This is a genomic window from Hymenobacter telluris (assembly GCF_017313265.1).
Lineage (GTDB): Bacteria > Bacteroidota > Bacteroidia > Cytophagales > Hymenobacteraceae > Hymenobacter > Hymenobacter telluris.
Genome location: NZ_JAFLQZ010000006.1, coordinates 227,856 through 251,239, shown reverse-complemented (window position 1 = coordinate 251,239; position 23,384 = coordinate 227,856). Strand labels below are relative to the sequence as shown.

Genomic DNA, 23,384 nt, shown 5'->3' with positions numbered 1-23,384 from the left:
TTCCGGTAGTGGTCGGCTATTATCCGCAACTAGTAACCCATTCAAAGAAACATCCGCTGCATAGAGTGCCAGAGCTGCTTTTTGCGGCCGGCGTCGTACTCCAGCATCTTCACCTCACTGGCCCCGAGGAAAGCCGTATCACCGAAGAGGAGTACCGGTTCGTAGGGCTGAGTGGTGTACACGGCCACGTCGAGCAGGTTCTTGCCGAAGGCCAGGAACTGCTTGGCGGCTAGGGTCTGGCGCAGGGTACACAGAGCCACCGGATACTTTTCGTGCTCCACGTTTACCAGCACCACGTCTTCCATTACCAGCCGGATGGCTTTGAGAATGTTGTTGAGAAACACGTTGCGCGGCAGCTTCCGGAACTCCTCAGCCGGCAAACGCACCAGCAGAATCAGGCCGTTGGGGTTGCTGCCCAGCGTGGCAAACGGAATGTGCGCCACCGGCGACTGAGTGGGCGTGGGCTGCACGCGGCCCGGCTGCGACGCCGGGGCGGCGGGAGCCGCCGGCAAGTCGGCCAGGGTGGGCATCGAGAACAGGGGGCCGGCGGACTCCGGTGAAGGTACCGGAGCTGGGCCTGGAACGGCGGGTGCTACCGGCGCAGAGGAGGGAGGAATGGCTAAACCGGCCAGTGAGGGCAGCTTGGCCGGGGCCACTGGCACTGGGACGGGCGCCGCTGCAGGTACCGCTACGGGTACCACAGGGGCCGGTGCAGCCACAGAAGGTGCAGGTACTGGTGTGGGGGCTGAACTAACCACTGGCACTACAGGAGCCGCTGTTGTGGCGGCAGGGGCTTGTACCGCGGCCGGCTCCGGAACCACGTACAACGACACATCCGTGTAGAAATTCTGGAAGAAAGCTAAGGAGTCGGCAGTTGCCATAGAGAGTAACTGAGCAGCGGAGTAACTGAGTAATCGAGGAGCCTTAAATAGTGCCCGAATTTCCGGTATATCAACAGCAAGCAAGTAGGAAAGTGCCTGCCTCAAGCGGAGTAAGTTGATTACTCAGGTACTCCGCTGCTCTTTCTATTCAATATCGAAAAACGCTTTGAGCTCGGTGGCATCGGCGGGCTTCATGCGGCCCCCGAGTACCAGCCGGAGCTGGCGGCGGCGCAGGGCACCGTCGTACAGCTGGATTTCTTCCGGGGTTTCTGGTACGGCTTCCGGCACGTCAATCGGGCGGCCCGACTGATCCACGGCCACGAAGGTGAAGAACGCCTCGTTGGTTTTCATCTTGGTGCCGCTCGGAATGTCCTCGGCCCACACATCGATGTGCACTTCCATGCTGGAGCTGAAGGCCCGGGTCACCTGCGCCTGCAACGTCACGACGTTGCCCAGCCGAATAGCATCCCGAAACGACACGTTATCAACCGAAGCCGTTACCACAATGCGGTTGGAGTGCTTTTGGGCGGCAATGGCGGCGGCAATGTCCATGAGGTGCATCATGCGGCCCCCCATCAGGTTGTTGAGCGTGTTGGTGTCGTTGGGTAATACCAGTTCGGTCATTATCACGAACGAGTCTTTGACGGGCCTTTGTTTACGCATCATGCAGAAAAATCTCGGAGAAAGTAAGGGTGCAAAGATAGAACGACGGTTCGCTTAATCGGGGAATTGTTGCGGAGCGCATCATTACCAGTTTCGCTCCACTCAGCGGCCGGCCACTCAGCTACACCTAGTCAGTCAACAAAAACGCCCCGGCACCATTGGGCACCGGGGCGTTAGTAGTAGTAAAAAGCAAGGCTATTGCACCAGCACTTTCGTTGTGAAAGTTTTCTCGCCAATAGTCAGCTGTACCATGTATACGCCAGCCGGCAAGGCCGCCCCGTTAGAGGCTTGCAGGCGGATAGACTGCGCACCAGCCCCGTAGGATTTAAGCGCCGTGCGAGTTACCTCGCGGCCCAGTAGGTCGGTGAGGCGAACCTGAGCGCGCTCGGTGCCCGTGAGAGTGAAATGTACGGCCGTTTCAGCAGTTAATGGGTTAGGGTATACGCTGATGCCCCGACGCGCCATTTCCGCATCCTGGATGCCCAGCGGGTCCAGAATGCGCAGGTTGTCGATGTAGAGTGGGTTACCGCCCGTGCTGATGTCCTCCAACCGCAGCTGGAAACGCTGCGCACGCTGTACAGTGCTAGGCAACGGTAGCGACAGAGTCTGCCAATCAGCGGCAGTTGGCACAAAGCCAATCTGCGGATTCGAGCCGCGGGTGCTGAGGGCGGTAGCATTGTAGGCTTGCAAGGTCAGCCAGGTAACGCCGCAGTCGGTACTGTACGATACCAGCAGTTGCTCGTTGGAGGCCGTGGTCCGCAGGGCGAAGGCCCGGTCGAAGAGCAGAGTAGCCGTGCCCGAAATATTGCTTAGGTTGATGTTGGGCGAGGTGAGGGTGCTCACGGTACCCGTGGGCAGGAAGTTGTTGCGCACCTGCAAGAATGCGCTGCCATTGCTGGCTACGCCAGTTGCCCGTTCCCACGTGAGGCCTTGGCCACCGGGCAGCGAGGTGGAAATTTGCCAGTTGCGGATAGGCGCTGCGGGGTTGCTCTGCGGGAAGTCGGCATTTTCAAACGACTCGACAAGCGGAGCCCGCTCGCCGGAATTTGGGCCCTGTACGCGCACTAACTGCGTGAGGGTGAGCGTGTCGCGGCCGGCAGGGGTGATAACAATCAGGGTAGCATCGTAGCTGCCAGCAGTAGGATACGTAACAGTAGGGTTGCGCTGGGTGCTGGTAGCTGGCTGGCCGCCAGCAAAGCGCCAGTCGAACTGGGTGTTAGCCGCGTTGAAGGTGTAGTTATACGAGTAATCGGTGTAAGTTACTGTGCCTCCCTCGCACACCGACGGCGTGGTGCTTTGGAATGCGGCCACTGGGGCGCATGGTACGGCAATGTAGCCGTCGTTGGTACCGGTATCGTTCAGGTTGGCGGCCGATACCAGCGTAGCGCGGCAGGTAAGCAAGAGCGAAGCGCGCATCACCGTTTTCTGACCGGTCGTGAACATCAGGGCGCATGTAGCGTAGTCCATGTAGTTCTGCACGTTGGCCAGAATACCGTTGGGGTTGTTGTTGGGCGTGCTGGAGCCGGTGGTGCTGTTGGGGTTGCAGGGGCGGTATGTACTAACGGGGCAGCCCGAGCCTACACCCGACGTATTGGGCGTATCAGCAATGCCGTCGTCGAGGCCACAGTTGGAAGCCATGCCCGGCGTATTGGTGCCACCCCAGGTGTGCGGCAAGCCGAAGTAGTGGCCTACCTCGTGGGTCAGGGAGCGGTTGCAGAAGTTGGAACCACAAGAGCGGCCAATGCTGGCAAACTGTGAGTTGCGAATTACAATGCCATCAATACCAGTAGGTGGGCAAGGCAGGTAGGCGTAGCCACCCGCACCGCTGGCAATGTTGTCAACCACCCAGATGTTGAGGTAGCGGTTGGTGTCCCACCGGATCAGGCTCTTCACATTGTCGCTGGCCGAGGAGGTCAGGCTAGAATAGGTGCGGGTGATGCCAGTGGTGCAGTTGCCGTCAGGATCCTTCTTCGCTAGCCGAAAGCGGAAGCCGATATTAGCGTAGATGGGCTGGAAAGCGGCAATTACTGAACTGGTATCCGGGTTGGTTTTGCTGTAGTCCTCGTTGAGGATGCGGATAGCATCATTCACTTGGGCATCCGAGATGTTGTTGGCGGTACCGGTATGAATGATGTGCACTACTACCGGCACTGTTACATCAGGTTGGGCCAGAATACGAGCTTGGTCGGCCGCCGATAGCATAGCCGTTTGGCGCAGAAAGGCGCGGTACTGCTGCTCGGCGGCTGGGTTTTGCCGCCATTGCACCTGCTGCATACTGTCGGAGGCGCAGCGGAAGCCGTAGCGCTGTTCCGGATACAGCGTCCGGAGCTGCTGGGCGGCAGCCGGCCGGCTTCCGAAGCCAAGCACGGCTATAAGCAGCAAGTAGTTGAGTAGTTGTCTAAGTGGCATTTAAACTGGAAAAGAGGTGGAAGAAAAAGAAGGAAAATAGAAGGTGGTGATTACAGCAAAGGCAGCGTGAATACTTGCGGGCCAAGTATATACCAAGCAGAATGCAGTATGGTCCGACAAGTTACAATACAGGCAGATAATATTTTGCCTGAACGCAGGTTTTGCTTGTTACAACCAGCTACTTGCGCAGCGCAGGCTAGCCGGCCCAGCCGGCCCGGCCCAGCAATGGCACGAAGCGGAATTCCTCGAACTCTTCGCGCGTAAATTCCTCTTCGCTCACCCGCGTTACGCGTATCATGCGCTGCACCTGCGCATCGCCCACCGGAATTACCAGGCAGCCGCCCACCCGCAGCTGCCGCAGCAGGGGGCGGGGTAGGGTTGGGGAGCCAGCCGTTACCAGTATCCGGTCGAAAGGCGCGTGGTCGGGCAAACCCAGGGAGCCGTCGCCACAAAACAAGTGAGCCGCGCGGTGCAGGTGCGCCAGCCGCCGCCGGGTGCGCTCAAACAGCACGGGCTGGTACTCGATGCTGAATACGTGCGGTGTCAGCTCCAGCAGCACGCAGCACTGGTAGCCCGAGCCGGTACCCACTTCCAGTACTCGGTGCTGGGGTTCGGGAGCCAGCAAAGCCGTTTGGTAGGCTACGGTGTAGGGCTGCGAAATCGTCTGGCCCTCACCAATCGGGAAGGCCTTGTCCTGGTAAGCATGAGCCTGAAAAGCCGTTTCAAAAAAAGCGTGGCGCGGCACAACTAGCAGTGCCTCTAGCACCCGCTCGTCGCGGATGCCTTTACGGCGGAGCTCTTCTACGAGGGTGCGGCGTTGGCCGCGGTGTCGGTAGGTGTCGGCGTGCATGCGGTAAAATCAGGGCCTCTGGTAAGGTCTTTGATGCAAACAAAGGAATAGTGCAGCTTTTCCTTGTTTCCGGTTTATTGCCCTACCTTTGGCCCGCTGGAAAACGGGCTATTATGGCCTGCTACGGCATTTGTTTCGGCGCGAAGCTACCTATTCGCCCCCATAAAATCACTGGCTGGCTCTCGTGTCGGCCCCAATCCGTGCCCCTTTGATTCGCACCTTGCAACTACTAAAGCTGATAGCCGCCGACTTTCTGGCGGCCCTCTTGGCCTGGGTATGTTTCTATATCGTGCGCAAGTACTTGCTCGATGAGCTAACCAGCTACCACTTCACCGAAGGTATTCTGTTCGACCTGACGGGCTCGGCCCTGATGATTGCGGTTTTCTGGACCCTACTGTACACCCTCATCGGCGAGTACCGCGACATCTTTCGCAAGTCTCGCCTGTCTGAGATTATCCGGCTTGGGCAGGTATCGGTGCTGGGTGGGCTGGTGATTTTCTTTGTACTGCTGCTCGATGACGAGGGCGTGCAGAACTACAAATCGTACTATAAAACCATTTCGGCGTACTTTCTGCTGCATTTCAGTATCACGGCCGTTCTGCGCACCTGGGCCGTAAGCAGCGTGCAGAGCCTGGTACGTAACGGCACCATCTTTTTTAATACGCTGCTGGTGGGTTCTAATGCGCTGGCGCTGGAAACCTACCACGAACTACGCCGCAACAGCCGCCATCTGGGCTTGAAATTAGTGGGATTTGCGCCCGTGAGCAATACGGTTGATGCCGAGCTAGCCGCCCTGCTGCCCACCCCCGGTTCGTACCACCGCATGCCAGCGCTGGTGCGCGCCCTGAAAATAGAACAGATTGTTATTGCCATCGAGCCCTCTGAGCACCGCGTGGTAGAAGAGATTCTGACGCTGCTCGAAGGCACGCCCGCCCGTATCAGCGTGCTGCCCGACCTCTACCAGATGCTGCTGGGCTCGGTGAAAGTGAGCCACATTTTTGGTACGCCGCTCATTGAAATCAAGCAGGACTTGCTGCCGCCGTGGCAGCGGGTGCTCAAACGTATTATCGACGTGGGGGCTTCCGTGCTGTTCTTACTGCTGGCCTGGCCGGTGTATGCCTTCACGGCCGTTATGGTGAAACTGTCGTCGCCGGGACCGGTGTTTTACTCGCAGGAGCGGATTGGGCGGTTCGGGCACCCGTTCCGCATCTACAAGTTCCGCTCGATGTACACCGACGCCGAAAAGCAGGGCCCCTCGCTCAGCTCCGACCACGACCCGCGCATCACGCCCTGGGGCCGCTTTATGCGCAAGGTGCGGCTCGATGAGCTACCCCAGTTCTGGAACGTTATCAAGGGCGACATGAGCATTGTGGGGCCGCGCCCCGAGCGGCAGTTCTTCATCGACCAGATTGTGCTGCTCGCGCCGCATTACCGCCACCTGCACCGCGTCCGGCCGGGCCTCACCAGCCTCGGGCAAGTGAAATACGGCTATGCCGAAACCGTGGCCCAGATGGTGGAACGCCTGAAATTCGACATTCTCTACATCGAAAACATGAGCCTCGCCATGGACTTCCGGGTGCTGCTTTACACCCTTAAAATCATTATCGAAGGACGAGGTAAGTAGTCAATTAAAAATTGAGAATTAAAAATTAAAAATGGTCGTTGCAGGTCATCAGACCATTCAGCAGGCCTTATTCTCAATTCTCAATTTTTAATTTTTAATTGAAACCCATGTTCACTGGTATCATAGAATCTCTCGGAACCATCCAAGAGGTGCGCCGCGAGGGCACAAACATTCATTTCACGGTAGGGGCGCCCTTTGCCGCTGAGCTGCAAATCGACCAGAGCGTGGCGCACGACGGCGTGTGTTTGACCGTAGTAGCCGTGGATGCCGCCGCTGGTACGCACGTAGTGACGGCCATCGACGAAACGCTGCAAAAAACCAACCTGGCGCACTGGGAGCCCGGCCGCCGCGTGAATCTGGAGCGGTGCCTGGCCGCCAATGGCCGCTTCGACGGCCACATCGTGCAGGGCCACGTTGACCTCACCGCCACTTGCGAATCGGTGGAGGACCAGAACGGCTCGTGGCTGTACCGGTTCCGCCACGAGCCCGGCCCCGGCCGCGTAACCGTGGAGAAAGGCTCCATCTGCATCAACGGCACCAGCCTAACCTGCTTCAACTCCACCGATGATGGTTTTTCGGTGGCCATTATTCCCTACACCTACGAGCACACCACCTTCCAGGACCTGCGCCCCGGCCACCAGGTGAATCTGGAGTTCGATATTGTAGGTAAGTACGTGGCCAAGCTGCTGGGGCAGGTCAGCCGCTAAGGACGCCGTAATTGACGGTCTGTGCAGGCTAGGCAATGAGCGGCATTGCAACCTTTCCCGAGGGACGGGGCTCCAGTAATAGAACAGCTAATTCCCATTCCGATGAGTCGCCTCAGAATCCTGTTGCCTCCTATACTAGGCTCTTTTCTTGTGTTCTCCTGCGCCAAGCAAGAGGAGCGTCCTGGCAAAGATTGTAGCGAGCCACTGACTGTGCCGGTGAGTGCCCACAGCTTAAGCAGCTCCGATGTGGCAACTATCAACAGTCTGTTTGTTCGCAACCGCCTCGACAGCCGCAACCTTCGCTATGTGCGCTATGTGCGCGAATCGGTGCAAACATTTTTTTCACCTTATGCCAGTTTCGACTCGCAGGTAGTTACGGTGGAGGAATACACCAACGGGTTGCGCATCTTCACGGCCCAGTTAATTTTCGCCTTTAAAAATGGGTCGTTCAACTTTCAAAACGGTCAGCTCAGCAGCGGCACCAGCCTCAATACTACACCCACGCTCAGTGCCGGGCAGGTGGGCGAACTTTTTCAGGCTGCTATCACGGAGTTTGATGCTGGCCGTTTGAAAGATGTGCAGCGCCAGTGCGTGAGCGCCGAATTTGGGTATTACAACCTTAACGCGGGTATCAGCAACGCCCCCGAAAAGTTGGTCAAAGCGTGGCGGGTGAGCCCGAAAAATCAGGAGTATCCATTTGCTTACTATCAAGACGAGGCCGCGCAGCTGATTTACTACGACAACGGTATTCGTACGTTTCGCTAAGGGTTAGGGGCTTCTGCGGAAACAAAGTCGATGGATATAAGACAGAAAGCTGGCCTAGTAAAGCAGTGGGTATACCACTCATGGGTGGTACCTGCTTCAACTCTACCGATGATGGTTGCAATCAGGGTGACAACCCGGTAAGCAAGTAGCTAACCTGCTTGGCAAGAAGTGCGTATCAAGTAGATCGTCAACTTGTTACTTCCTTCCCGCCATGCCGAAATCCAAGCGCGAACAACTAGAGCCTACGCCCGGCGACAAGCGCTACGTGCGCCGGAATGCACGGGGCCAGTTCACCAGTGAGGTGGACCTGAACCGTTCTTTGTCGCAGGACGACCAGCACAACTCCAAAATCACCAGCAAGCCCGGCCAAGGCGACCGGGGCGACGGCCACACCGGCAACCGCAAGCCTGCCAAGTAGTATTCTACCCGATAAGAAAGCCGCTGTCAGGAGCTTGACAGCGGCTTTTATATAATTGAAAAAAGGCTTTTCTAGAAAATTTTACTAAGCGGGCCGGTACTGGTTAGGCGCTTATAAAGCGTGGCAAACCCCCAAGCCAGCAAACTGCCGAGCAGAGCGCCGGCCAATACGTCGGAAGGGAAGTGCGCGGCCAGATAGATACGGCTGTAGCTTACGATGATGGCCCAAACCAGTAGTAGCCATTGCGCCACCCGATAACGGCGAGGTAGCACCAAGGCCATGAACACCGTGAGGGCAAAGGCGTTAGCCGCGTGCGACGACATAAACCCGAACTGCCCGCCGCAGCCATTCACCATGTTCAACGTAGCCGATAGGGTAGGATCATGGCAGGGGCGGAGCCGGGCGAAGTAGGGCTTAAACAGGCGGCTGGAAATAATGTCGGCCAGGGCTACCGTGGCGCCCAGCAGCGGCAGCAGCACCCAGGCCCGGCGCCCCACCAGATACGCCAGCACCACCAGCAGCACGAAGTAAGCCGGAAACCACACAAACCGCTCGGTGAAGAACACCATCAGTTCGTCCAGCCAGGGGGCATGGTGGCGGTTGGCGGCCAGCAGCAGCCAGTTGTCCAGAGATTTTAGAGCTTCAATCAAGCGGGGCGGGAGGTTTCAGTAAGCCAGTCTACGCCTTTGCGCAGCCAGGCCTGGGTGGCGGCTTCGGGCGAGTTGGGCTCGATGGGGAAATTGTAGTGCCACTCCACCTGGGGGGGCAAGCTCATCAGAATGCTTTCGGTGCGGCCCCCGGTTTCCAGCCCGAAGCGCGTACCCCGGTCGAAGGCCAGGTTGAACTCGGCGTAGCGGCCCCGGCGCACCAGCTGCCACTGCTTCTGTTGCTCGGAGTAGGGCAGGTTGGCATTCTGGCGCATCAACTCAGTGTAGGTGCGGCCAAAAACCTCGCCCACGGCCCGGATAAAGGCAAACAGCGCCTCGGCCTCACCGTCTTTACCCACCGTGAGCCGGTCGAAGAACAGGCCGCCGATGCCGCGCGTTTCCTGGCGGTGAGGCAGGTAAAAATAATCGTCGGCCCACTGCTTGAAGCGGGCGTAGTAGGTAGGATTGTGCTGCGCGCACACCTCGGCAATCTGCTCGTGAAACCAGCGGCCCTGCGCTTCATCCACGTAAATCGGGGTTAAATCGAGCCCGCCGCCAAACCACGCCTCGCCGTTGCCGGCCTCGAAATACCGCACGTTCATGTGCGAGATGGGCACCAGCGGGCTGCGCGGGTGCTGCACCACCGATACGCCAGTGGCGAAATACTCGGGGTTGGGCATGAGCAGCACGCGGGCCGCCTGCTCGCTCATGGTGCCTTGCACGGCCGAAAAATTCACGCCGCCCTTCTCGATGATGGTGCCGTGAGTGAGCACGCGCGAGCGGCCGCCGCCGCCGCCGTGGTGCTGCCAAGCGTCTTCCTGAAAACGGCCAGTGCCGTCGGTAGTTTCCAGCTGCTGGCACAGCCAGTCTTGAAATTCGCGCAGCCAAGCTTCTACGCTGGCGCGCAAGGTGGCAGCCGGAGTGGCGGTAGGAAATGAGGTAAGATTCGACATAGAAGGCAAGGCGGCGCGTGGTGAGTAAGCAACGGGCCCACTCAGAAACGGATGCCACGTAGCGCCGCCGCAGTTTTCAAGGCTGCGAAGGTACGGCTTTACTGGTTTTGCAGACGTGCAGAGGCCTCGGATACTTTATTTGCACATGGTAAGTATAGCGGGACCAACTTGCTGTGCTACGGTTAGTTTGTCTTTTTTGGAAAGAGGCCCCGAGTCAACAAACTGAACCTGATATTTTTCGCCCTGTTCAAGCTTGAATTGCTGAAACCAATGCGTTGTGTCCTGAAGCCGAATTTCTGACAGTGGCGGTATGATAATTACGCCGGGCAGTGTACTAGTCGGTTCACTTATTATGGTACGTTCCGGCTCCTCCATAGTCGATATGTTTTCAATAGAATAAAAACCTAAACGAAATGAGTTAAACCGGATGCTTTCACGATTTGGGTTAAATACAACATACTCCAAGGCCGTAGCCTTTTCTAGTTGTATACAGACCGGTGAGGATAATCGCACAGAAAGAGGCTCTTGAGCTGGTAGACGGTGAACACAGGCCGCGCATATTAACAATGCCAGCAACCTAACCGATTGGTTGATTCGCATATAGAAAGTGTAGTAGGCGTCAGTCGATTATCTAACTCAACTCCTTCTCCAGCACCAGCAACTCCAGCGGCTGCCGAGGGATGCCGAACCGGGTGTCGGTGGGGAAGGCTTCGGTGGCGCCGGTGCGGTGGTAGCCATGCCGCTCGTACCACGCCAGCAGCTCGGTCCGCACCGAAATAACCGTAATCCGAATCCTGGTGCAGGCGGTTTGGCGGGCAAACGCCTCGGCGGCTTCCAGCAAGTGCTTGCCGATACCCTGGCCCTGCTGCGTGGGCGCCACCGACAGCATACCCAGGTACAGTACCCCGTCGGGTTCGGGGTGCAGGTACACGCTGCCGAGTAGCTCTCCGGTGGGCGTGGTGCCTTGCAGAATAGTGGCCTCGGGAGCGGCTAGCAACTCCAGCAGGGCGGCGGCATCGGTACGCTGGCCGTCGAGCAGGTGCGCTTCGGTGGTCCAGCCCTGGGTGGATACTTCGCCCCGGTAGGCACTGTTTACCAAGGTTACCAGCGCCGGAATGTCGGCCGCAGTGGCAGGGGTGAGGAGCATGGGTGGATGATTGGATGAGGGATATAGGCGCTCGGCTGTTGTAGGTGGCGCAATCTGCGCAGACAAAACGAGAAATTCGTGACTTCCGATGGGCCTTGCGCTTTGGCTGCTCCATCATTCAATCATCCCCTCATCCATTCATCCAATCTGAACCTGTAATTTCGTTGCGCCACCCACCGCCACTCTATGTCAAGCCAAGCCGCCCCCACTCTGGAACCTACCTTCGCTACCACCCAACCTACCCAGGCCACTTGGCAACGAGCCTACCGCCTGATGCACACCGCCGCCGAAATGGCCCGGCTCTACGAAGAAAACAAAGCCATAACGGCCAAATACGTGCACGCCACCGCCCGCGGCCACGAAGCCGTGCAGCTGGCTGCCGCTTTCCACCTGCGCCCCATCGACTGCGTGGCGCCCTACTACCGCGACGACGCCATGCTCATCGGGTTGGGGTTGCAGCCGTATGAATTGATGCTGCAACTCATGGCCAAGCGCGACGACCCGTTCAGTGGCGGCCGTACCTACTACAGCCACCCCTCGTTGCGGCGCAAAGGTTTCCCACTGATTCCGCACCAAAGCTCGGCCACCGGCATGCAGGCCATTCCGGCTACCGGTATGGCCCATGGCATCAAGTATTTGGAGTCAATTAAAAATTTAGAATTAAAAATTAAAAATGAAGCCGATAAGTCAGCCCCAACCAATTCTAACAGCAATGCCCAGTCAAATTTTAATTCTGAATTTTTAATTTTTAATTCAGAGGCAAAGCCTGTAGTGGTTTGCTCGATTGGCGACGGGGCCATGACGGAAGGCGAGGTGAGTGAGGCCCTGCAAATGGCCGTGCTGCACCAGTTGCCCATCATTTATCTGGTGCAAGACAACGACTGGGGTATTTCGGCCACCGGCCGCGAAATGCGCACCATGGATGCCTACGAGTTTGCCGCCGGCTTCAAAGGGTTGCACCGCTTGCAGTTCGACGGGGCCGATTTCCAAGCTAGTTACGCCGGTATGGCCGACGCCTTCGACTACGTACGGGCGCGGCGCGGTCCGGTGCTGGTGCACGCCAAGTGCCCGCTGTTGGGCCACCACACCAGTGGCGTGCGGCGTGAGTGGTACCGCGGCGACAACCTTACCGCCCACAACCTACTCGACCCACTGCCGCGCCTGCACCAGCAGATGCTGGATCTGGGTTTCACCGAAACCGCGCTATCCATGTTGGCCGCCGACGCCCGCGCTACGGTAGAGGCCGACTACCAGCGCGCCCTGGCCGCCCCCGCGCCCGACCCGGCCACCTACGCCGACCACGAATTTGCGCCGCCTGCCGTGACCGAGGAAGCCGGGGAGCGGAGCCCCGCCGGTGCCGACAAAGCGCTGATGGTAGACGCCGCCCTGCACACCATTGATGATATTCTGCGCGAGTTTCCGGAGGCGCTGTTTTACGGCCAGGATGTGGGAGGGGAGCTGGGCGGCGTGTTCCGGGAGGCAGCTTTACTGGCCAAAAAGTACGGCGACGCCCGCGTGTTCAATACGCCCATTCAGGAGGCCTACATTGTGGGCAGCACGGCCGGTATGAGCGCCGTAGGGGCCAAGGCCATTGTGGAAATCCAGTTTGCCGACTACATCTGGCCCGGCCTCAATCAGTTGGTGGAAGAGCTGAGCAAATCGTGCTACTTGTCCAACGGGCAGTTTCCGGTGCAAAGCCTGATTCGGGTGCCGATTGGGGCGTACGGTGGGGGCGGGCCGTATCATTCGGGCTCGATTGAAAGCACGCTGCTCAACATCCGCGGCATCAAGGTGGTGTACCCCAGCAACGCCGCCGACATGAAGGGCCTGATGCGCGCCGCCTTCCTCGACCCGAACCCGGTGGTAATGCTGGAGCATAAAGGCCTGTACTGGAGCAAAGTACCCGGCACCGAAGACGCCAAAACCGTGGAGCCGGCCGCCGGCTACGTTATTCCGCTCGGCAAGGCCGCCATAGCCCAAGCCGCCGACGCGCAGAAGCTGGCCAGCGGCGAAACCTGCGTGGTTGTCACCTACGGCATGGGCGTGTACTGGGCGAAAACCGCCAGCCGCCAGTTCCCCGGCCAGGTGGAAATCCTGGACTTGCGCACTCTCAATCCGCTTGATTTCGAGGCCGTGGAAGTGGCCGTGCGCCGCCACGGCAAGGCTCTGGTACTCACCGAGGAGCCGCTCATGAACTCCTTCGCCGAGAGCCTGGCTGGCCGCATCCAGCGCACCTGCTTCCGCCAGCTCGACGCCCCCGTTTTCACCCTCGGCGCCGCCAATCTGCCCGCCATTGCCCTCAACGTGGACCTGGAGCGCCAAATGCTCCCCAACGCCGATAAAGTAGCCGCCGCCATAGGTGAGTTAGTGAGTTGGTGAAATAGTGAGATAGTGAAATTGTGAGCTTGACGTTCTATTAGCGCAGATTACGCAGCTAGAACGTCAAACTCACCATTTCACTATCTCACCAACTCACCGCTAGAAGGGATACCCGATGCCGAGGTTGAGGGCGGTTTGGTTGCGGTTGTTGAATACGTTGATGTTGCGGATGGCCCATTTGCTGCCGGGGGCGGTGGGGTCATACACCTTGGTGGCAATGTCGAGGCGCAGAATCAGGAACGTGAAGTCGAAGCGCAGCCCGAAGCCGGAACCCACCGCAAACTCTTTGTAAAACCGGTTGACGTTGAACTGAGAGGCGGTGGGGCCTACCCGGCGCAGGTTCCAGACGTTGCCGAAGTCGGTGAATAGAGCCCCATTAATGAAGCTGTAGAGCGGGAATCGATACTCGATGTTGCCTTCCAGCAGCAGCTCACCGGGCTGCTCGTAGTTGAAGTTGCGAATGGGGTTGCCATTCTCATCCAATTGTAGGGGGCTAGGGCCGGGAGTAAGGTCGATTTGATAGGTGGTATTGGAGCCCGTGCCCAAACGCCGCGGCCCCCAGGCCCTGACGCTGCTGGTACCGCCCGCAAAAAAATATTTCTCGTACGGAATAACGGTGCTGTTCCGGCGTAGTGGCTGCACTACGCCGCCGTTCAACCGGTACACGAAAAACGACCGGGGGCCTAACTTGAAATAGCGCCGGTAGTCGGCATTGGCCTTGTAGAAATCATACACCGGAATGTTGCCCAGCGCGTCTTGGTACACTGGTTTCGTTACCCCACCAATTTCTACAAACCAACGGAAATACTCGGCGTTCAGGGTTTGGTTGAAGTCGTTGGAATTGTAGAGTGAGGTGAAGCTGAAGCTGGGAATGAACTGCCGCTGAAACGCCACCAGCACCGAGGGGTTGTCGGGGAACTGACTGCGCAGCGAGAGGATAAAGCTGGTGTCCCGTCGCGGCGTATTAATCAGGCTGACATCTATCGGCGTGAATACGAGTTGATGAAAGGGAGTGCGCTGCCAGATGTAGTCGAAGGTACCTTCCAGGTTGGTGCGCGTATATTCAGGCCGGTTCACGTAGTTGTAACCCACGTTGAAACGAGTCCGCGGGTTGTAGCGCGACAAAAAACGGTTGGTACGCCACGGTATCAGAAACTGCGGCAGAATCAGGTTAAGATTCGCGCCGAGCTGCGTAGTCAGTACACTTTCCAGCGGAGCATCGGGGTTTTCTTGGTTGCCGCGTCGGTACTGCCCTTCTAAACCGGCTCGTAGGCCGAGTTCCAGCACCTCGGCGCCGCCAAAAGGGTTACGGGCCTTGAGGCGCAAGTTGCCGAACGGCCCCGGTAGGCCTGCCACGTAGGTGCCCCCAAATTCCACGGTTTCCTGGTAGCGCTTGGCAGGCGAGGCGGCAATGTTGGCGTCGAGCTGGCGGTGCAGGCTGTCCTGCTCGGTTAGGGGGCGCACTTTCTGGTAGTTGACGCTGGCAAACCGGAACACGTCGAGTTGGCTGAGCTGGCGCTGAGTGGTTTGGGTGGCGGTCAGGCTATAATAGTCGCCGGCGTCGATGGTTACTTTGCGGTTGAGCAGGCGCGGGCTGATGCGGTGCTCGAAAGCCAAGAACAGCGTGGAATCCTGCACCAGCGTGTCGCGCTTCTGCCCGAAGCGCACCGTGCCGGCATCCGTTATAAACCGCACCCGCCGAATGGTATAGCGCGCGTGCGTCAATCCTGGGCCGGGGCTGGCTACAATGGTGCGTAGCCGTACGGTGGTCGGGGCAAAGCTGGTATCGGCTTCCAGGGTGATGTACTGCTGGCGAAAATCGAAGTAGCCGTCGTTTTTGAGCAGCGTTTCAATGCGGGCGCGCTCCTGCCCAATCAGCTCCTCGTCGTACTGGTCGTTGACGTGCAGCAAACTGGCCGGCTGCGAGGCCAGTACCCGGCTGGCCACGGCAGAGTCGGCAATGTCGTAGTCGAGCTGGGAGTAGTGAAACGGGGCGTTTTCGGTGATGGAGTACGTCACTGTTACGCGGCGGCGGTGCAGGCTGTCGGGGCCGCCCAGCAGCCGGCCTATCGAAAAGCGCTTGTCGGCCACCGTATCGGAGTAGCTAACCCGGCTCCGGAAAAACCCCTTGGATTTCAGAAACGTAGCCAGTTGCTCGGCTGTCTGGCGCGTCAGAGCCGAGTCGTACACTACGGGCGGCTCGCCCAGGCGCATAATGGCGTTACCCTTGTCGAGCACTAACTGGAGGCGGGTGGTGCGCCGCTCACGGCGAGTGAGCAGCCGGCCCACCTTGGCCGAATCGGGGCGGGCAGCCAGTATTTCCCGGCCGTATTCAGCGCGGGTACTATCCAGCTTGCGCTGCGTACGGTCGGCGTTGTAGAAGGTGCGCCCTAGCTGATAGATTGCTAGTTTTGGCAGCGGGAAGGTGCTGTTTGGTTTCTGCCGGTACAGAGCTTCGAGGCGCTCGGCATCGGCTTGCTTTACCCCTTTTAGCTCTACCCGGCTGAGTAGCTGCTGGTTGGGGCCGAGTAACCGTAGGGGCGAGCAACCCACGGCCAGCAGAATCAGCAGCAAACTAAGTACCCCGGTTAGCGCCGGCCCTTTTTTCTTATGTATCATTCGAGGCCCGGTTGGGCGTCCGTTTACTGAAGCGTATGGTCTCAAAAGCAGTAGCAAAATACGTACACGCGCTGCACCTGAAAAAGTATCGGCTCCGGCACGAAGCCTTTCTGGTGGAAGGCGGTAAAAGCGTGCTGGAGCTGCTAAGGTCCGGACTTCAAACGGAACGTGTGCTGGTAACGGTGGAATTCGCTGCAAAATTACCGGCCCAACTCCCCAATGTACCCGTGGAGGTGCTCACGGAGGCCGAGCTAACCAGCCTCGGCACCCTGGCCACCAACAACACCGCCCTAGCCATTGCCCGCCTGCCTACCGAGCCCCCGCTGCAACCCGCCCCCGGCGGCCTGCTGCTCGCCCTCGACCAGGTGCGCGACCCGGGCAACCTGGGCACCCTCATCCGGCTGGCCGACTGGTACGGCTTGCCCGGCGTGGTGCTCAGCGAAACCTGCGCCGACCCCTGGGCCCCGAAAACTGTAGCGGCTACCATGGGTTCCTTCACCCGCGTGCCCATCTGGCAGCGCGACCTGCCCGCCTGGCTAGCCACCCTGCCCGCCAATCTGCCGGTGTACGGCGCCGACCTGCACGGCGACAATGTGCACCACCTCACCCTGGAACCAACCGGTGTGCTGGTGATGGGCAGCGAGTCGCACGGCCTCACGCCGGAGGTGGAAGCCCGCCTCACCCAACGCCTGCACATCCCCGGCCGCGGCCAGGCCGAAAGCCTGAACGTAGCCATTTCCGCCGCTATCCTGCTGGATAATTTCCACCGGAATAAGTGAAATGGTGAGTTGGATGTTCCACTTGCGCAAGTAGCGCCGGCAGAACACCCAACTCACCATTTCACTATCTCACCATTTCACCAACTCGCCTCCTAGTGGAGCAGCGTGATACCGAAGCTGAGGGTTTGGGCCTGAATGCCCCGGTCGTTGCTGAACAGGTCGTTGAGGTGGTACTTGCCGAACAGCTCCAGGCTGCGGATGCCGATGAAGCCTTGCACGCCGTATTGAAAGTCGGTGAGGTTGTAGCTGCCCCGGTCTTTGTCTTTGCGGGTGCGGCCGTCTTCACTGTACTTGATTTTGGTGTGCGAGCCCAAGCGGTAGCCGGCAAAGCCCCCGGCCCCGATGCGGAAGCCGTCCTTATCGTTGTTGCCCTTGAAGCGGAGCGAAGCCATCAGGGGCAGGTTGAGGGTGGTAACGGCCAACTTACTCTTGTCCAGGCTGCGGTCGGCCTCGGAGGCTATGGTTGTAACGCCGTTGGTGTTGATGAAGCGGGCGTTGTTGTCGAGCATGTAGTTGTTGAACGACAACTCAGGGCCGGTCATCAGGTGGAAAGGCGAGCCTACTTTCCCCACCCGAATGTCGTAGAGCCAGTTCAGGCTAACGTAGCGGGAGCCAACGGGCTTGAGGTCGGGCTCCATCTGGCCGGGCTGCGCCTTCACATCAGTCAGCGTGTTTAGGCCCAGGTCGATGGTGAAGTTGTTGTGCACGGCGCGGTTGCGGTCCGCCTCCCTTTTGGCTTTGCGCTTGGCTGTGGCCAAAGAGTCTTTGCCGTAGTCGCCCACGTGCACCGATACCCGGTCACCGCCCTTGCCATCGGCGTTTTCTTCCACTTTCATCCCAAATACGCGGCCCATGTTCACCTCCACTTTGTCGCCGCTGCGGGTGCTTTTGCCGCCCTGGTCGTTGCGCATCGTGATGCGGATTTGCTCGGGTACCTGCTTGCCGGGCTGGTCTTTGGCGGGGTAGAACTCCATGGTCACCTGCTCCGATTTCGAGTTCTTGCCAGCCGTTTCCGCCTGCGTGATGTAGGTGTCCAGCAAAATCATCAGCGAATCAAGCTTATAAGCCCGCATTTCGCGCAGTTGCTGCTTGTTTTTCACGAACAGCGTCATGGTAGCCTGGTTGGGCAGCTTCACCACAATGGTATCGTCGAGGTGCGACGAAGGGAAAGCAGGCCGGGCAAAGGAGGTAGAGCGAGCAAAGGAAGGAGAAGAGGCCAAGGCCAGCATCAGGGAGGCAGCCAGCACGGTGGAGAGGCGTTTCATGACGAAGGGAAGATTAAAGTTGAATCACTTTGGTGATGGTGCGGCCCGCTACGTGGGCTTGCACCGTTACAGTTTCCGGCAGTCCGGTTTCAGCCAGACTAACCCGGTCGCCGCGCACCGCATTGCGGGCTTGGCGTAACAGAATACCTCCCAGGCTCCGGCGGTTTTCGCTGGCGGTGGTAGCCACTGCTGGGGTTTCGGCACTGCGCCGAACTTCCACCTCAATGGGGCCAGTAGGAGCGGCGGCTAAGGCAACCGTGGCTACCTGCGGCCGGGGAGCAGGCTCTGGGGCAACTACCACGGCCGGGCGCTCCGGTTGCGTTGCAGTGGTAGCAGCCAGGGCCTCGGGGGCAGGAGGGGTAGGCTGAGGTTTCAAGGCGGCGGAAGCCCGGCGGCTTTCCTGGTTGCGCGGGCTGCTTGCGGCGGCCAGCTGGTTGCGCTCTGAGGCGTGCACGCCTGCTGAGCGGCGAGGCAGTGCGGCTGGGTCCTTGGCAGCAACTGCTTCTGTGGGGCTAGATGCGGAACCGGCGGGTGGGGTTGCCTGGGTTGCAGCAGCTATTTTCAATTTTTTTTCTGGCTGAATTACGGCCTGCTGTTGAGGAGCGGAGGCGGCGCGTTGCGTGGTAGTAGCCAGCGGAGCGGGGCCGCTGGTGTGCCCCAGTTGCAGCCACAGTATTCCGCTCACGAGTAGCAGGGCTACGGCGGCGGCAGTGGCCCACATCCAAAGCACGGGGCGCTTTTTGGCGGGTTGCAGCTCTTCTTCGAGTTGGTTCCAGAGGTAGGCCGGCGGGGTGGGCGCGTGGCCCTCCAGCCGGTCCCGGAACAGCTTATCAATATCTTCCGGTTGCATATAATTCTTTTGGTGAAGCGTTGGAGGAAGGAGTGGCCGTTTGGCTGGCGGCTACCAGGCGACGCTGGAGCATGGCCCGCGCCTTACTAAGCTGCGACTTGCTGGTTCCTTCCGAAATACCCAGCAGCTCGCCAATTTCAGGGTGTGAGTACCCTTCCAGCGCGTACAGGTTGAATACCGTGCGGTAGCCGGCGGGCAGTTCGGCCAGCAGTGCCAGCATGTCGGCGGCGTTGAGCTGACTTTCGGCCTCGGCCGCCGTGGCCGGTACGTCGTACGTCAGGTCATCGATGGCGAGGTGCAGGGGCTCCTTGCGGCGGAGCATGCCCAGCGCCTCGTTCACCATAATCCGCCGAATCCAGCCCTCAAAGCTGCCCTCATGCCGGTACTGGCTCAGGGCCCGAAACGTTTTGGCAAAGCCGCTGAGCAGCGCTTCTTCCGCGTCTTCGCGGCGGCGCAGGTAGCGCAGGCACACACCCAGCATCATCCCCGCAAACCGCTCGTAGAGCAGCTTTTGGGCGCGGCTACTGCCTTGGCAGCAAGCAGCTATGAGGTCAGCGTCAGTCACGGGGTAGGCCTAAAGATTCAACAATAGTAGCGCGTTTGGTGGGGTAGATGGCAGCTTCTGGGGAAGGGTTGCCTGAAAAAGAAAAATAAATTACCCGGCATGCAACCCCGTTTTCAGGCGCGACTGAACTGTATGATAGCCAAATCAATAGCAGCGGCGTTCTATGCCGCGCTAACCAATGGCTCAGCGGGTCGGCCGGCCGGAGTATATTGCCGCCTTTGATACGCTTTCCTGTTTTTATGAGCCCCGACCAACTGGTACCTGAGTTGCGTAGCGTGATAGGGCGCGTGGTGTTGGTGGCGGCCAGCGGCCTGGCAGTAGGCGGCGCCAACCCCGCCCCCCTCAGTTCCGGCTCAGCTGCTGCTAGCTCCGTAGCGCCTACCGGGAGCCGGAAGAAGCTGCTCTTTGCCGATGCCTTCAACCAGCTTGATACACTGCGGTGGCGCGTGGAAATGGAAAAACAGCCCCATTCCAGCGTGTATGCCACGCAAGGCAAGCTGGTGCTCGACACGCAAGGCGGCGTGACGGTGTGGCTAAACAAGCCGCTGCAAGGCAACCTGCAAATCGAGTACACCCGCAAAGTGCTGGTGGCCGGCCAGTCCAACGACCGGCTCTCGGACCTAAACCAGTTCTGGATGGCCCACGAAGCTACACGCACCACCCTCGCCCGGCGCAGCGGCAAGTTTGAAGACTACGACCAACTGCCGATGTACTACGTGGGCATGGGCGGCAACACCAACACCACCACACGCTTCCGCAAGTACCAACCCAACGGCACCCGTACGCTCTTGCAAGAATACACCGACGCCGCGCACCTGTTGGCTCCCAACCGAGCGTATAAAATCAAAACCATCGTGCAAAACGGCACCACCAGCTTCTGGGTGGATGGCCAGTGCTATTTCACGTACCAGGACCCCGACCCGCTACGGGCAGGCTACTTCGGCTTCCGCGCCACCAAGTCGCGCCAGGAAATAGACGATTTGCGGGTGTACCAGCTGGAGTGAGCGGTCAGCAGGCAGTTAGCCCCGCCGCATTTCTCCTTAGTATCTAGTCTAACCGTTACCTACCCGCAGTGCCGCACTTCCTTTTGTCCCGCCGCGCCTTCGTTCGGACCTCTCTGCTGGCCGGGGCCTCGTTCTCTTTGGTGCCGGCTTGGGCCGACTATCTGGCCGACAACTCCGCTGCCGCTCCCAACGAGCCGGTGCCCCTCCGGTGGCTGTTTGGTGCCGCTTCCGGCCAGGCTACCGGCGTTACCTGGGGCGTGCCTTGGCCCAAAGGTAAGCACAAGCGCAACATTGCTTTTACGCTGCGTACGCAGCAGGGTGAAGCGGTGCCGGTGCAAAGCTGGCCGCTGGCTTTCTGGCCCGATGGCTCGCTGAAATGGTCGGCTCACGCGGCCGTGCTGGACCCGGCGCGCACGCCTGGCCTTTCCCTGCGCGCTGGTAAAGGCACGAATGCCAGCGGGATACGCGTTGCAGAATCGGCCACGGCGGTAACCATTGATACCGGCAAAATCCAGTGCCAGCTAAGCAAGCAAGGCACTTCCTTTCTTACCATCAGCCGCGGCGGGCAGGCGCTGGCTACCAACGGCCAACTGGTGCTGCTCACCCAGGACAGTGTGGACACCGAGCCGGCTGGCACGGTGCGCACCCAGGAGTTTACCGGCGAAATCAGTGGCTTAACCGTGGAGCAAACCGGCCCCGTGCGGGTGGTAGTGAAGCTGGAAGGCCAGCACCGCCAAACCGCCGGCACCCGGGCCTGGCTGCCTTTTGTGCTGCGCCTATATTTCTACGCGGGCAGCGAGGCAGTGCGCATCATGCACACCATCACCTACGATGGCGACGAATCCCGCGACTTTATCAAAGGGGTGGGGGTGCGCTGCACGGTGCCGCTGAGTGCGCCGTTGCACGACCGGCACGTTCGGTTTATGGGCGAGGAGCGGGGCGTTTTTGCCGAAGCAGTACGGGGCCTGACCGGCTTGCGGCGCGACCCTGGCCCGGCCATTACCGACGCCCAAGTGGCCGGCCAGGCCACCCCCGATAGCAAGGAATTTCCGGCCGCCGTAGCCCGCAACCTGGAGTACATTCCCGCTTTCGGCGACTACACGCTGGTGCAACCCTCCGCCGATTCGTTCACGGTGCGTAAGCGCACCCGCCCCGGGTTTAGCTGGCTTACTGCCGCCACCGGCCGGCGCGCCGCTGGGCTTGCCTACGTTGGAAGCCCTACGGGCGGCCTGGCGTTCGGCATCCGCAACTTCTGGCAAAGCCACCCCGCCCAGCTCGATATCCGCAACGCCGCCACCGCCCAGGCCAACGTCACGATGTGGCTGTGGGCTCCCGACGCGCCCCCAATGGATTTGCGTTTCTACCATGATGGCATGGGGCAGGATACCTTCGCCAAGCAGCGCGAGGGCCTCGATATTACCTACGAAGACTATGAGCCCGGTTTCGGCACGCCAAAAGGGGTGGCCCGCACCAGTGAGCTGATGTTGTGGGCGCTGCCTGCCACGCCCGCCGCCACTGAGCTGGCGGCCCTGGCTGAAACCCTGCAAGCGCCGCCTGTACTAGCCTGCACCCCCGCGTATCTGCAAGCGCAAGCCGTATTTGGGGGCAACTGGAGCGTGCCCGACCCGGCCGTGCCGGCCAAAGCCGCCATCGAGAATCAGCTAGGCAAGTACTTCGATTTCTACAAGAAGCAAGTGGATCAGCGCTCCTGGTACGGGTTCTGGAACTACGGCGACGTAATGCACAGCTACGACGAAAGCCGGCACGTGTGGAAATACGACATCGGCGGCTTTGCCTGGGATAACTCCGAGCTGTCCACGGATATGTGGCTGTGGTACTACTTCCTGCGCACCGGCCGCGCCGACGTGTTTCGGATGGCGGAGGCCATGACGCGCCACACTGGCGAAGTGGATGTGCACCACCTCGGGCCGTTTGCGCCGCTGGGCTCCCGGCACAACGTGCTGCACTGGGGCGACAGCGCCAAGCAGCTCCGCATCAGCACCGCCGCCAACCGTCGTTTCTACTATTATCTGACGGCTGATGAGCGGGTGGGGGATTTGCTGCGCGAACAGGTGCCGGCCGCCAAGGTGCTGCTGGCCATCCAACCCGGCCGCAAGCTCCCGCAAGACGACCCGCGCAAATCGGGTACCACGCCCACCGAAGCGTACTGCTCGTTCGGTACCGACTGGGGCGCAATTGCGGCGGCCTGGCTTACGGAATGGGAACGAACCGGCAACCCCGAAATCAAGCAGAAGCTGCTCAACAGCATGCGCACCCTAGCGGCGCAGCCGCACGGCTTTTTCACTGGCAGCGCGCTGCTGGACGTGGAAACCGGCAAGTTTCGTTTGTCCACCGACACCAAGCCGTACGCCCAGCACCTGAATGCCGTGTTTGGGCTGCCGGAAATCTGTGCGGAACTGGTGGCCTTGGTGGATATGCCGGAATTCAGGCAGGCGTGGTTGGCTTATTGTGAGCTATACAACGCTTCTGAAGCCGAGCAAGCCGCCCGGCTCGGGGAGTCGTTGGGCAAGCTCAACCTCCGGCAGGGCCATTCGCGCCTTACTGCCTATGCCGCGCAGCAAAAGAAAGATAAAATACTGGCCCAACGTGCCTGGCAGGAGTTTTACCACGCCTCGGGTGGCTTCACCAGCCATCAGCCTGCGCGCCAATTGCAAGGCCCGCAGGTACTGAATTCTGTTGAAGAAATTCCGGACGTTTCCACCAATGCAGTAGCACAGTGGGGCTTGGCCGCCATCCAATGCTTGGCGTTAGTGGGGGAGGCTATACCGGCCAAATAATAACCGGGTGCGGGCCCGCCATCTATAGCGTTGGACCCGCACCCGGCAACTGAAACAGAAA

The 23,384-nt window shown here is 59.6% G+C and carries 19 protein-coding genes; 8 read left to right on the top strand and 11 right to left on the bottom strand.

Going from position 1 to position 23,384, the window contains the following annotated elements:
* Positions 1-41: 41 nt before the first annotated feature.
* From J0X19_RS12010 to J0X19_RS11995, 4 genes are all read right to left on the bottom strand, one after another.
* Positions 42-881: a hypothetical protein gene (locus J0X19_RS12010; RefSeq protein WP_206984598.1), complete on the bottom strand. Its 840-nt coding sequence runs from the start codon at positions 879-881 to the stop codon at positions 42-44.
* A gap of 144 nt (positions 882-1,025) precedes the next feature.
* Positions 1,026-1,544, bottom strand: coding sequence for an acyl-CoA thioesterase (locus J0X19_RS12005; RefSeq protein ID WP_206984641.1), 519 nt, complete (start codon positions 1,542-1,544; stop codon positions 1,026-1,028).
* Positions 1,545-1,739: 195 nt separating this feature from the next.
* A complete protein-coding gene (locus tag J0X19_RS12000) occupies positions 1,740-3,953 on the bottom strand; it encodes a M43 family zinc metalloprotease (RefSeq protein ID WP_206984597.1) in 2,214 nt (737 codons plus the stop codon).
* Between the two features lie 196 nt (positions 3,954-4,149).
* Entirely contained in the window at positions 4,150-4,803 is a 654-nt protein-coding gene (locus J0X19_RS11995) for a protein-L-isoaspartate(D-aspartate) O-methyltransferase (RefSeq protein WP_206984596.1), read from the bottom strand.
* A gap of 208 nt (positions 4,804-5,011) precedes the next feature.
* Here J0X19_RS11995 and J0X19_RS11990 point away from each other — a divergent pair, with 208 nt between their 5' ends.
* The 4 genes from J0X19_RS11990 (at position 5,012) to J0X19_RS11975 (ending at position 8,317) form a co-directional block, all read left to right on the top strand.
* Complete coding sequence (locus tag J0X19_RS11990) at positions 5,012-6,427, top strand: sugar transferase (protein ID WP_242582482.1); 1,416 nt, start codon at positions 5,012-5,014, stop codon at positions 6,425-6,427.
* A 107-nt stretch (positions 6,428-6,534) separates the two neighbouring features.
* Complete coding sequence (locus J0X19_RS11985) at positions 6,535-7,134, top strand: riboflavin synthase (RefSeq protein WP_206984595.1); 600 nt, start codon at positions 6,535-6,537, stop codon at positions 7,132-7,134.
* A 246-nt stretch (positions 7,135-7,380) separates the two neighbouring features.
* Positions 7,381-7,899: a hypothetical protein gene (locus J0X19_RS11980; RefSeq protein ID WP_206984594.1), complete on the top strand. Its 519-nt coding sequence runs from the start codon at positions 7,381-7,383 to the stop codon at positions 7,897-7,899.
* A 211-nt stretch (positions 7,900-8,110) separates the two neighbouring features.
* Positions 8,111-8,317, top strand: coding sequence for a hypothetical protein (locus J0X19_RS11975; RefSeq protein ID WP_206984593.1), 207 nt, complete (start codon positions 8,111-8,113; stop codon positions 8,315-8,317).
* Between the two features lie 71 nt (positions 8,318-8,388).
* On the opposite strand, the gene J0X19_RS11970 is transcribed toward J0X19_RS11975, so the two are convergent.
* The 3 genes from J0X19_RS11970 to J0X19_RS11960 all read right to left on the bottom strand — a co-directional run bounded on the left by J0X19_RS11970 (position 8,389) and on the right by J0X19_RS11960 (position 11,064).
* The gene (locus tag J0X19_RS11970) at positions 8,389-8,967 is read right to left on the bottom strand and encodes a phosphatase PAP2 family protein (protein ID WP_242582481.1); all 579 of its coding nucleotides are present in this window, start codon (positions 8,965-8,967) and stop codon (positions 8,389-8,391) included.
* On the bottom strand, positions 8,964-9,917 hold the full coding sequence (hemF, locus tag J0X19_RS11965) for an oxygen-dependent coproporphyrinogen oxidase (protein WP_206984592.1): 954 nt from the start codon (positions 9,915-9,917) through the stop codon (positions 8,964-8,966). The genes J0X19_RS11970 and hemF overlap by 4 nt, the downstream gene beginning before the upstream one ends.
* Positions 9,918-10,548: 631 nt before the next feature.
* A complete protein-coding gene (locus tag J0X19_RS11960) occupies positions 10,549-11,064 on the bottom strand; it encodes a GNAT family N-acetyltransferase (RefSeq protein ID WP_206984591.1) in 516 nt (171 codons plus the stop codon).
* Between the two features lie 186 nt (positions 11,065-11,250).
* Between J0X19_RS11960 and J0X19_RS11955 the strand changes: the two genes are divergently transcribed.
* Entirely contained in the window at positions 11,251-13,443 is a 2,193-nt protein-coding gene (locus J0X19_RS11955; RefSeq protein WP_206984590.1) for an alpha-ketoacid dehydrogenase subunit alpha/beta, read from the top strand.
* Positions 13,444-13,542: 99 nt separating this feature from the next.
* On the opposite strand, the gene tamL is transcribed toward J0X19_RS11955, so the two are convergent.
* Complete coding sequence (gene tamL / locus J0X19_RS11950; RefSeq protein ID WP_206984589.1) at positions 13,543-16,062, bottom strand: translocation and assembly module lipoprotein TamL; 2,520 nt, start codon at positions 16,060-16,062, stop codon at positions 13,543-13,545.
* 35 nt (positions 16,063-16,097) lie between these two features.
* On the opposite strand from tamL, the gene J0X19_RS11945 reads away from it, so the two are divergent.
* A complete protein-coding gene (locus J0X19_RS11945) occupies positions 16,098-16,841 on the top strand; it encodes a TrmH family RNA methyltransferase (protein ID WP_206984588.1) in 744 nt (247 codons plus the stop codon).
* A gap of 92 nt (positions 16,842-16,933) precedes the next feature.
* Here J0X19_RS11945 and J0X19_RS11940 read toward each other — a convergent pair whose 3' ends face one another.
* Genes J0X19_RS11940 through J0X19_RS11930 form a run of 3 tightly spaced genes read right to left on the bottom strand, consistent with a single transcriptional unit; the run spans position 16,934 to position 19,521 of the window.
* On the bottom strand, positions 16,934-18,106 hold the full coding sequence (locus J0X19_RS11940) for an outer membrane beta-barrel protein (protein WP_206984587.1): 1,173 nt from the start codon (positions 18,104-18,106) through the stop codon (positions 16,934-16,936).
* A 13-nt stretch (positions 18,107-18,119) separates the two neighbouring features.
* The gene (locus J0X19_RS11935) at positions 18,120-18,956 is read right to left on the bottom strand and encodes a hypothetical protein (protein ID WP_206984586.1); all 837 of its coding nucleotides are present in this window, start codon (positions 18,954-18,956) and stop codon (positions 18,120-18,122) included.
* Positions 18,937-19,521: an RNA polymerase sigma factor gene (locus tag J0X19_RS11930; protein WP_206984585.1), complete on the bottom strand. Its 585-nt coding sequence runs from the start codon at positions 19,519-19,521 to the stop codon at positions 18,937-18,939. The genes J0X19_RS11935 and J0X19_RS11930 overlap by 20 nt, the downstream gene beginning before the upstream one ends.
* Before the next feature lie 239 nt (positions 19,522-19,760).
* On the opposite strand from J0X19_RS11930, the gene J0X19_RS11925 reads away from it, so the two are divergent.
* Entirely contained in the window at positions 19,761-20,525 is a 765-nt protein-coding gene (locus tag J0X19_RS11925; protein ID WP_206984584.1) for a DUF6250 domain-containing protein, read from the top strand.
* Positions 20,526-20,593: 68 nt separating this feature from the next.
* The gene (locus J0X19_RS11920) at positions 20,594-23,323 is read left to right on the top strand and encodes an exo-rhamnogalacturonan lyase family protein (RefSeq protein ID WP_206984583.1); all 2,730 of its coding nucleotides are present in this window, start codon (positions 20,594-20,596) and stop codon (positions 23,321-23,323) included.
* The last annotated feature ends 61 nt before the right edge of the window (positions 23,324-23,384 follow it).

What these genes read in the sequence shown, in the direction of transcription:
- J0X19_RS11995 (WP_206984596.1), bottom strand. Translation starts at nt 4,803, where the DNA reads ATGCACGCCGACACCTACCGACACCGCGGCCAACGCCGCACCCTCGTA.
- J0X19_RS11945 (WP_206984588.1), top strand. Translation starts at nt 16,098, where the DNA reads ATGGTCTCAAAAGCAGTAGCAAAATACGTACACGCGCTGCACCTGAAA.
- J0X19_RS12000 (WP_206984597.1), bottom strand. Translation starts at nt 3,953, where the DNA reads ATGCCACTTAGACAACTACTCAACTACTTGCTGCTTATAGCCGTGCTT.
- J0X19_RS11985 (WP_206984595.1), top strand. Translation starts at nt 6,535, where the DNA reads ATGTTCACTGGTATCATAGAATCTCTCGGAACCATCCAAGAGGTGCGC.
- J0X19_RS12010 (WP_206984598.1), bottom strand. Translation starts at nt 881, where the DNA reads ATGGCAACTGCCGACTCCTTAGCTTTCTTCCAGAATTTCTACACGGAT.
- J0X19_RS11940 (WP_206984587.1), bottom strand. Translation starts at nt 18,106, where the DNA reads ATGAAACGCCTCTCCACCGTGCTGGCTGCCTCCCTGATGCTGGCCTTG.
- J0X19_RS11955 (WP_206984590.1), top strand. Translation starts at nt 11,251, where the DNA reads ATGTCAAGCCAAGCCGCCCCCACTCTGGAACCTACCTTCGCTACCACC.
- J0X19_RS12005 (WP_206984641.1), bottom strand. Translation starts at nt 1,544, where the DNA reads ATGCGTAAACAAAGGCCCGTCAAAGACTCGTTCGTGATAATGACCGAA.
- J0X19_RS11960 (WP_206984591.1), bottom strand. Translation starts at nt 11,064, where the DNA reads ATGCTCCTCACCCCTGCCACTGCGGCCGACATTCCGGCGCTGGTAACC.
- hemF (WP_206984592.1), bottom strand. Translation starts at nt 9,917, where the DNA reads ATGTCGAATCTTACCTCATTTCCTACCGCCACTCCGGCTGCCACCTTG.
- J0X19_RS11935 (WP_206984586.1), bottom strand. Translation starts at nt 18,956, where the DNA reads ATGCAACCGGAAGATATTGATAAGCTGTTCCGGGACCGGCTGGAGGGC.
- J0X19_RS11975 (WP_206984593.1), top strand. Translation starts at nt 8,111, where the DNA reads ATGCCGAAATCCAAGCGCGAACAACTAGAGCCTACGCCCGGCGACAAG.
- tamL (WP_206984589.1), bottom strand. Translation starts at nt 16,062, where the DNA reads ATGATACATAAGAAAAAAGGGCCGGCGCTAACCGGGGTACTTAGTTTG.
- J0X19_RS11925 (WP_206984584.1), top strand. Translation starts at nt 19,761, where the DNA reads ATGAGCCCCGACCAACTGGTACCTGAGTTGCGTAGCGTGATAGGGCGC.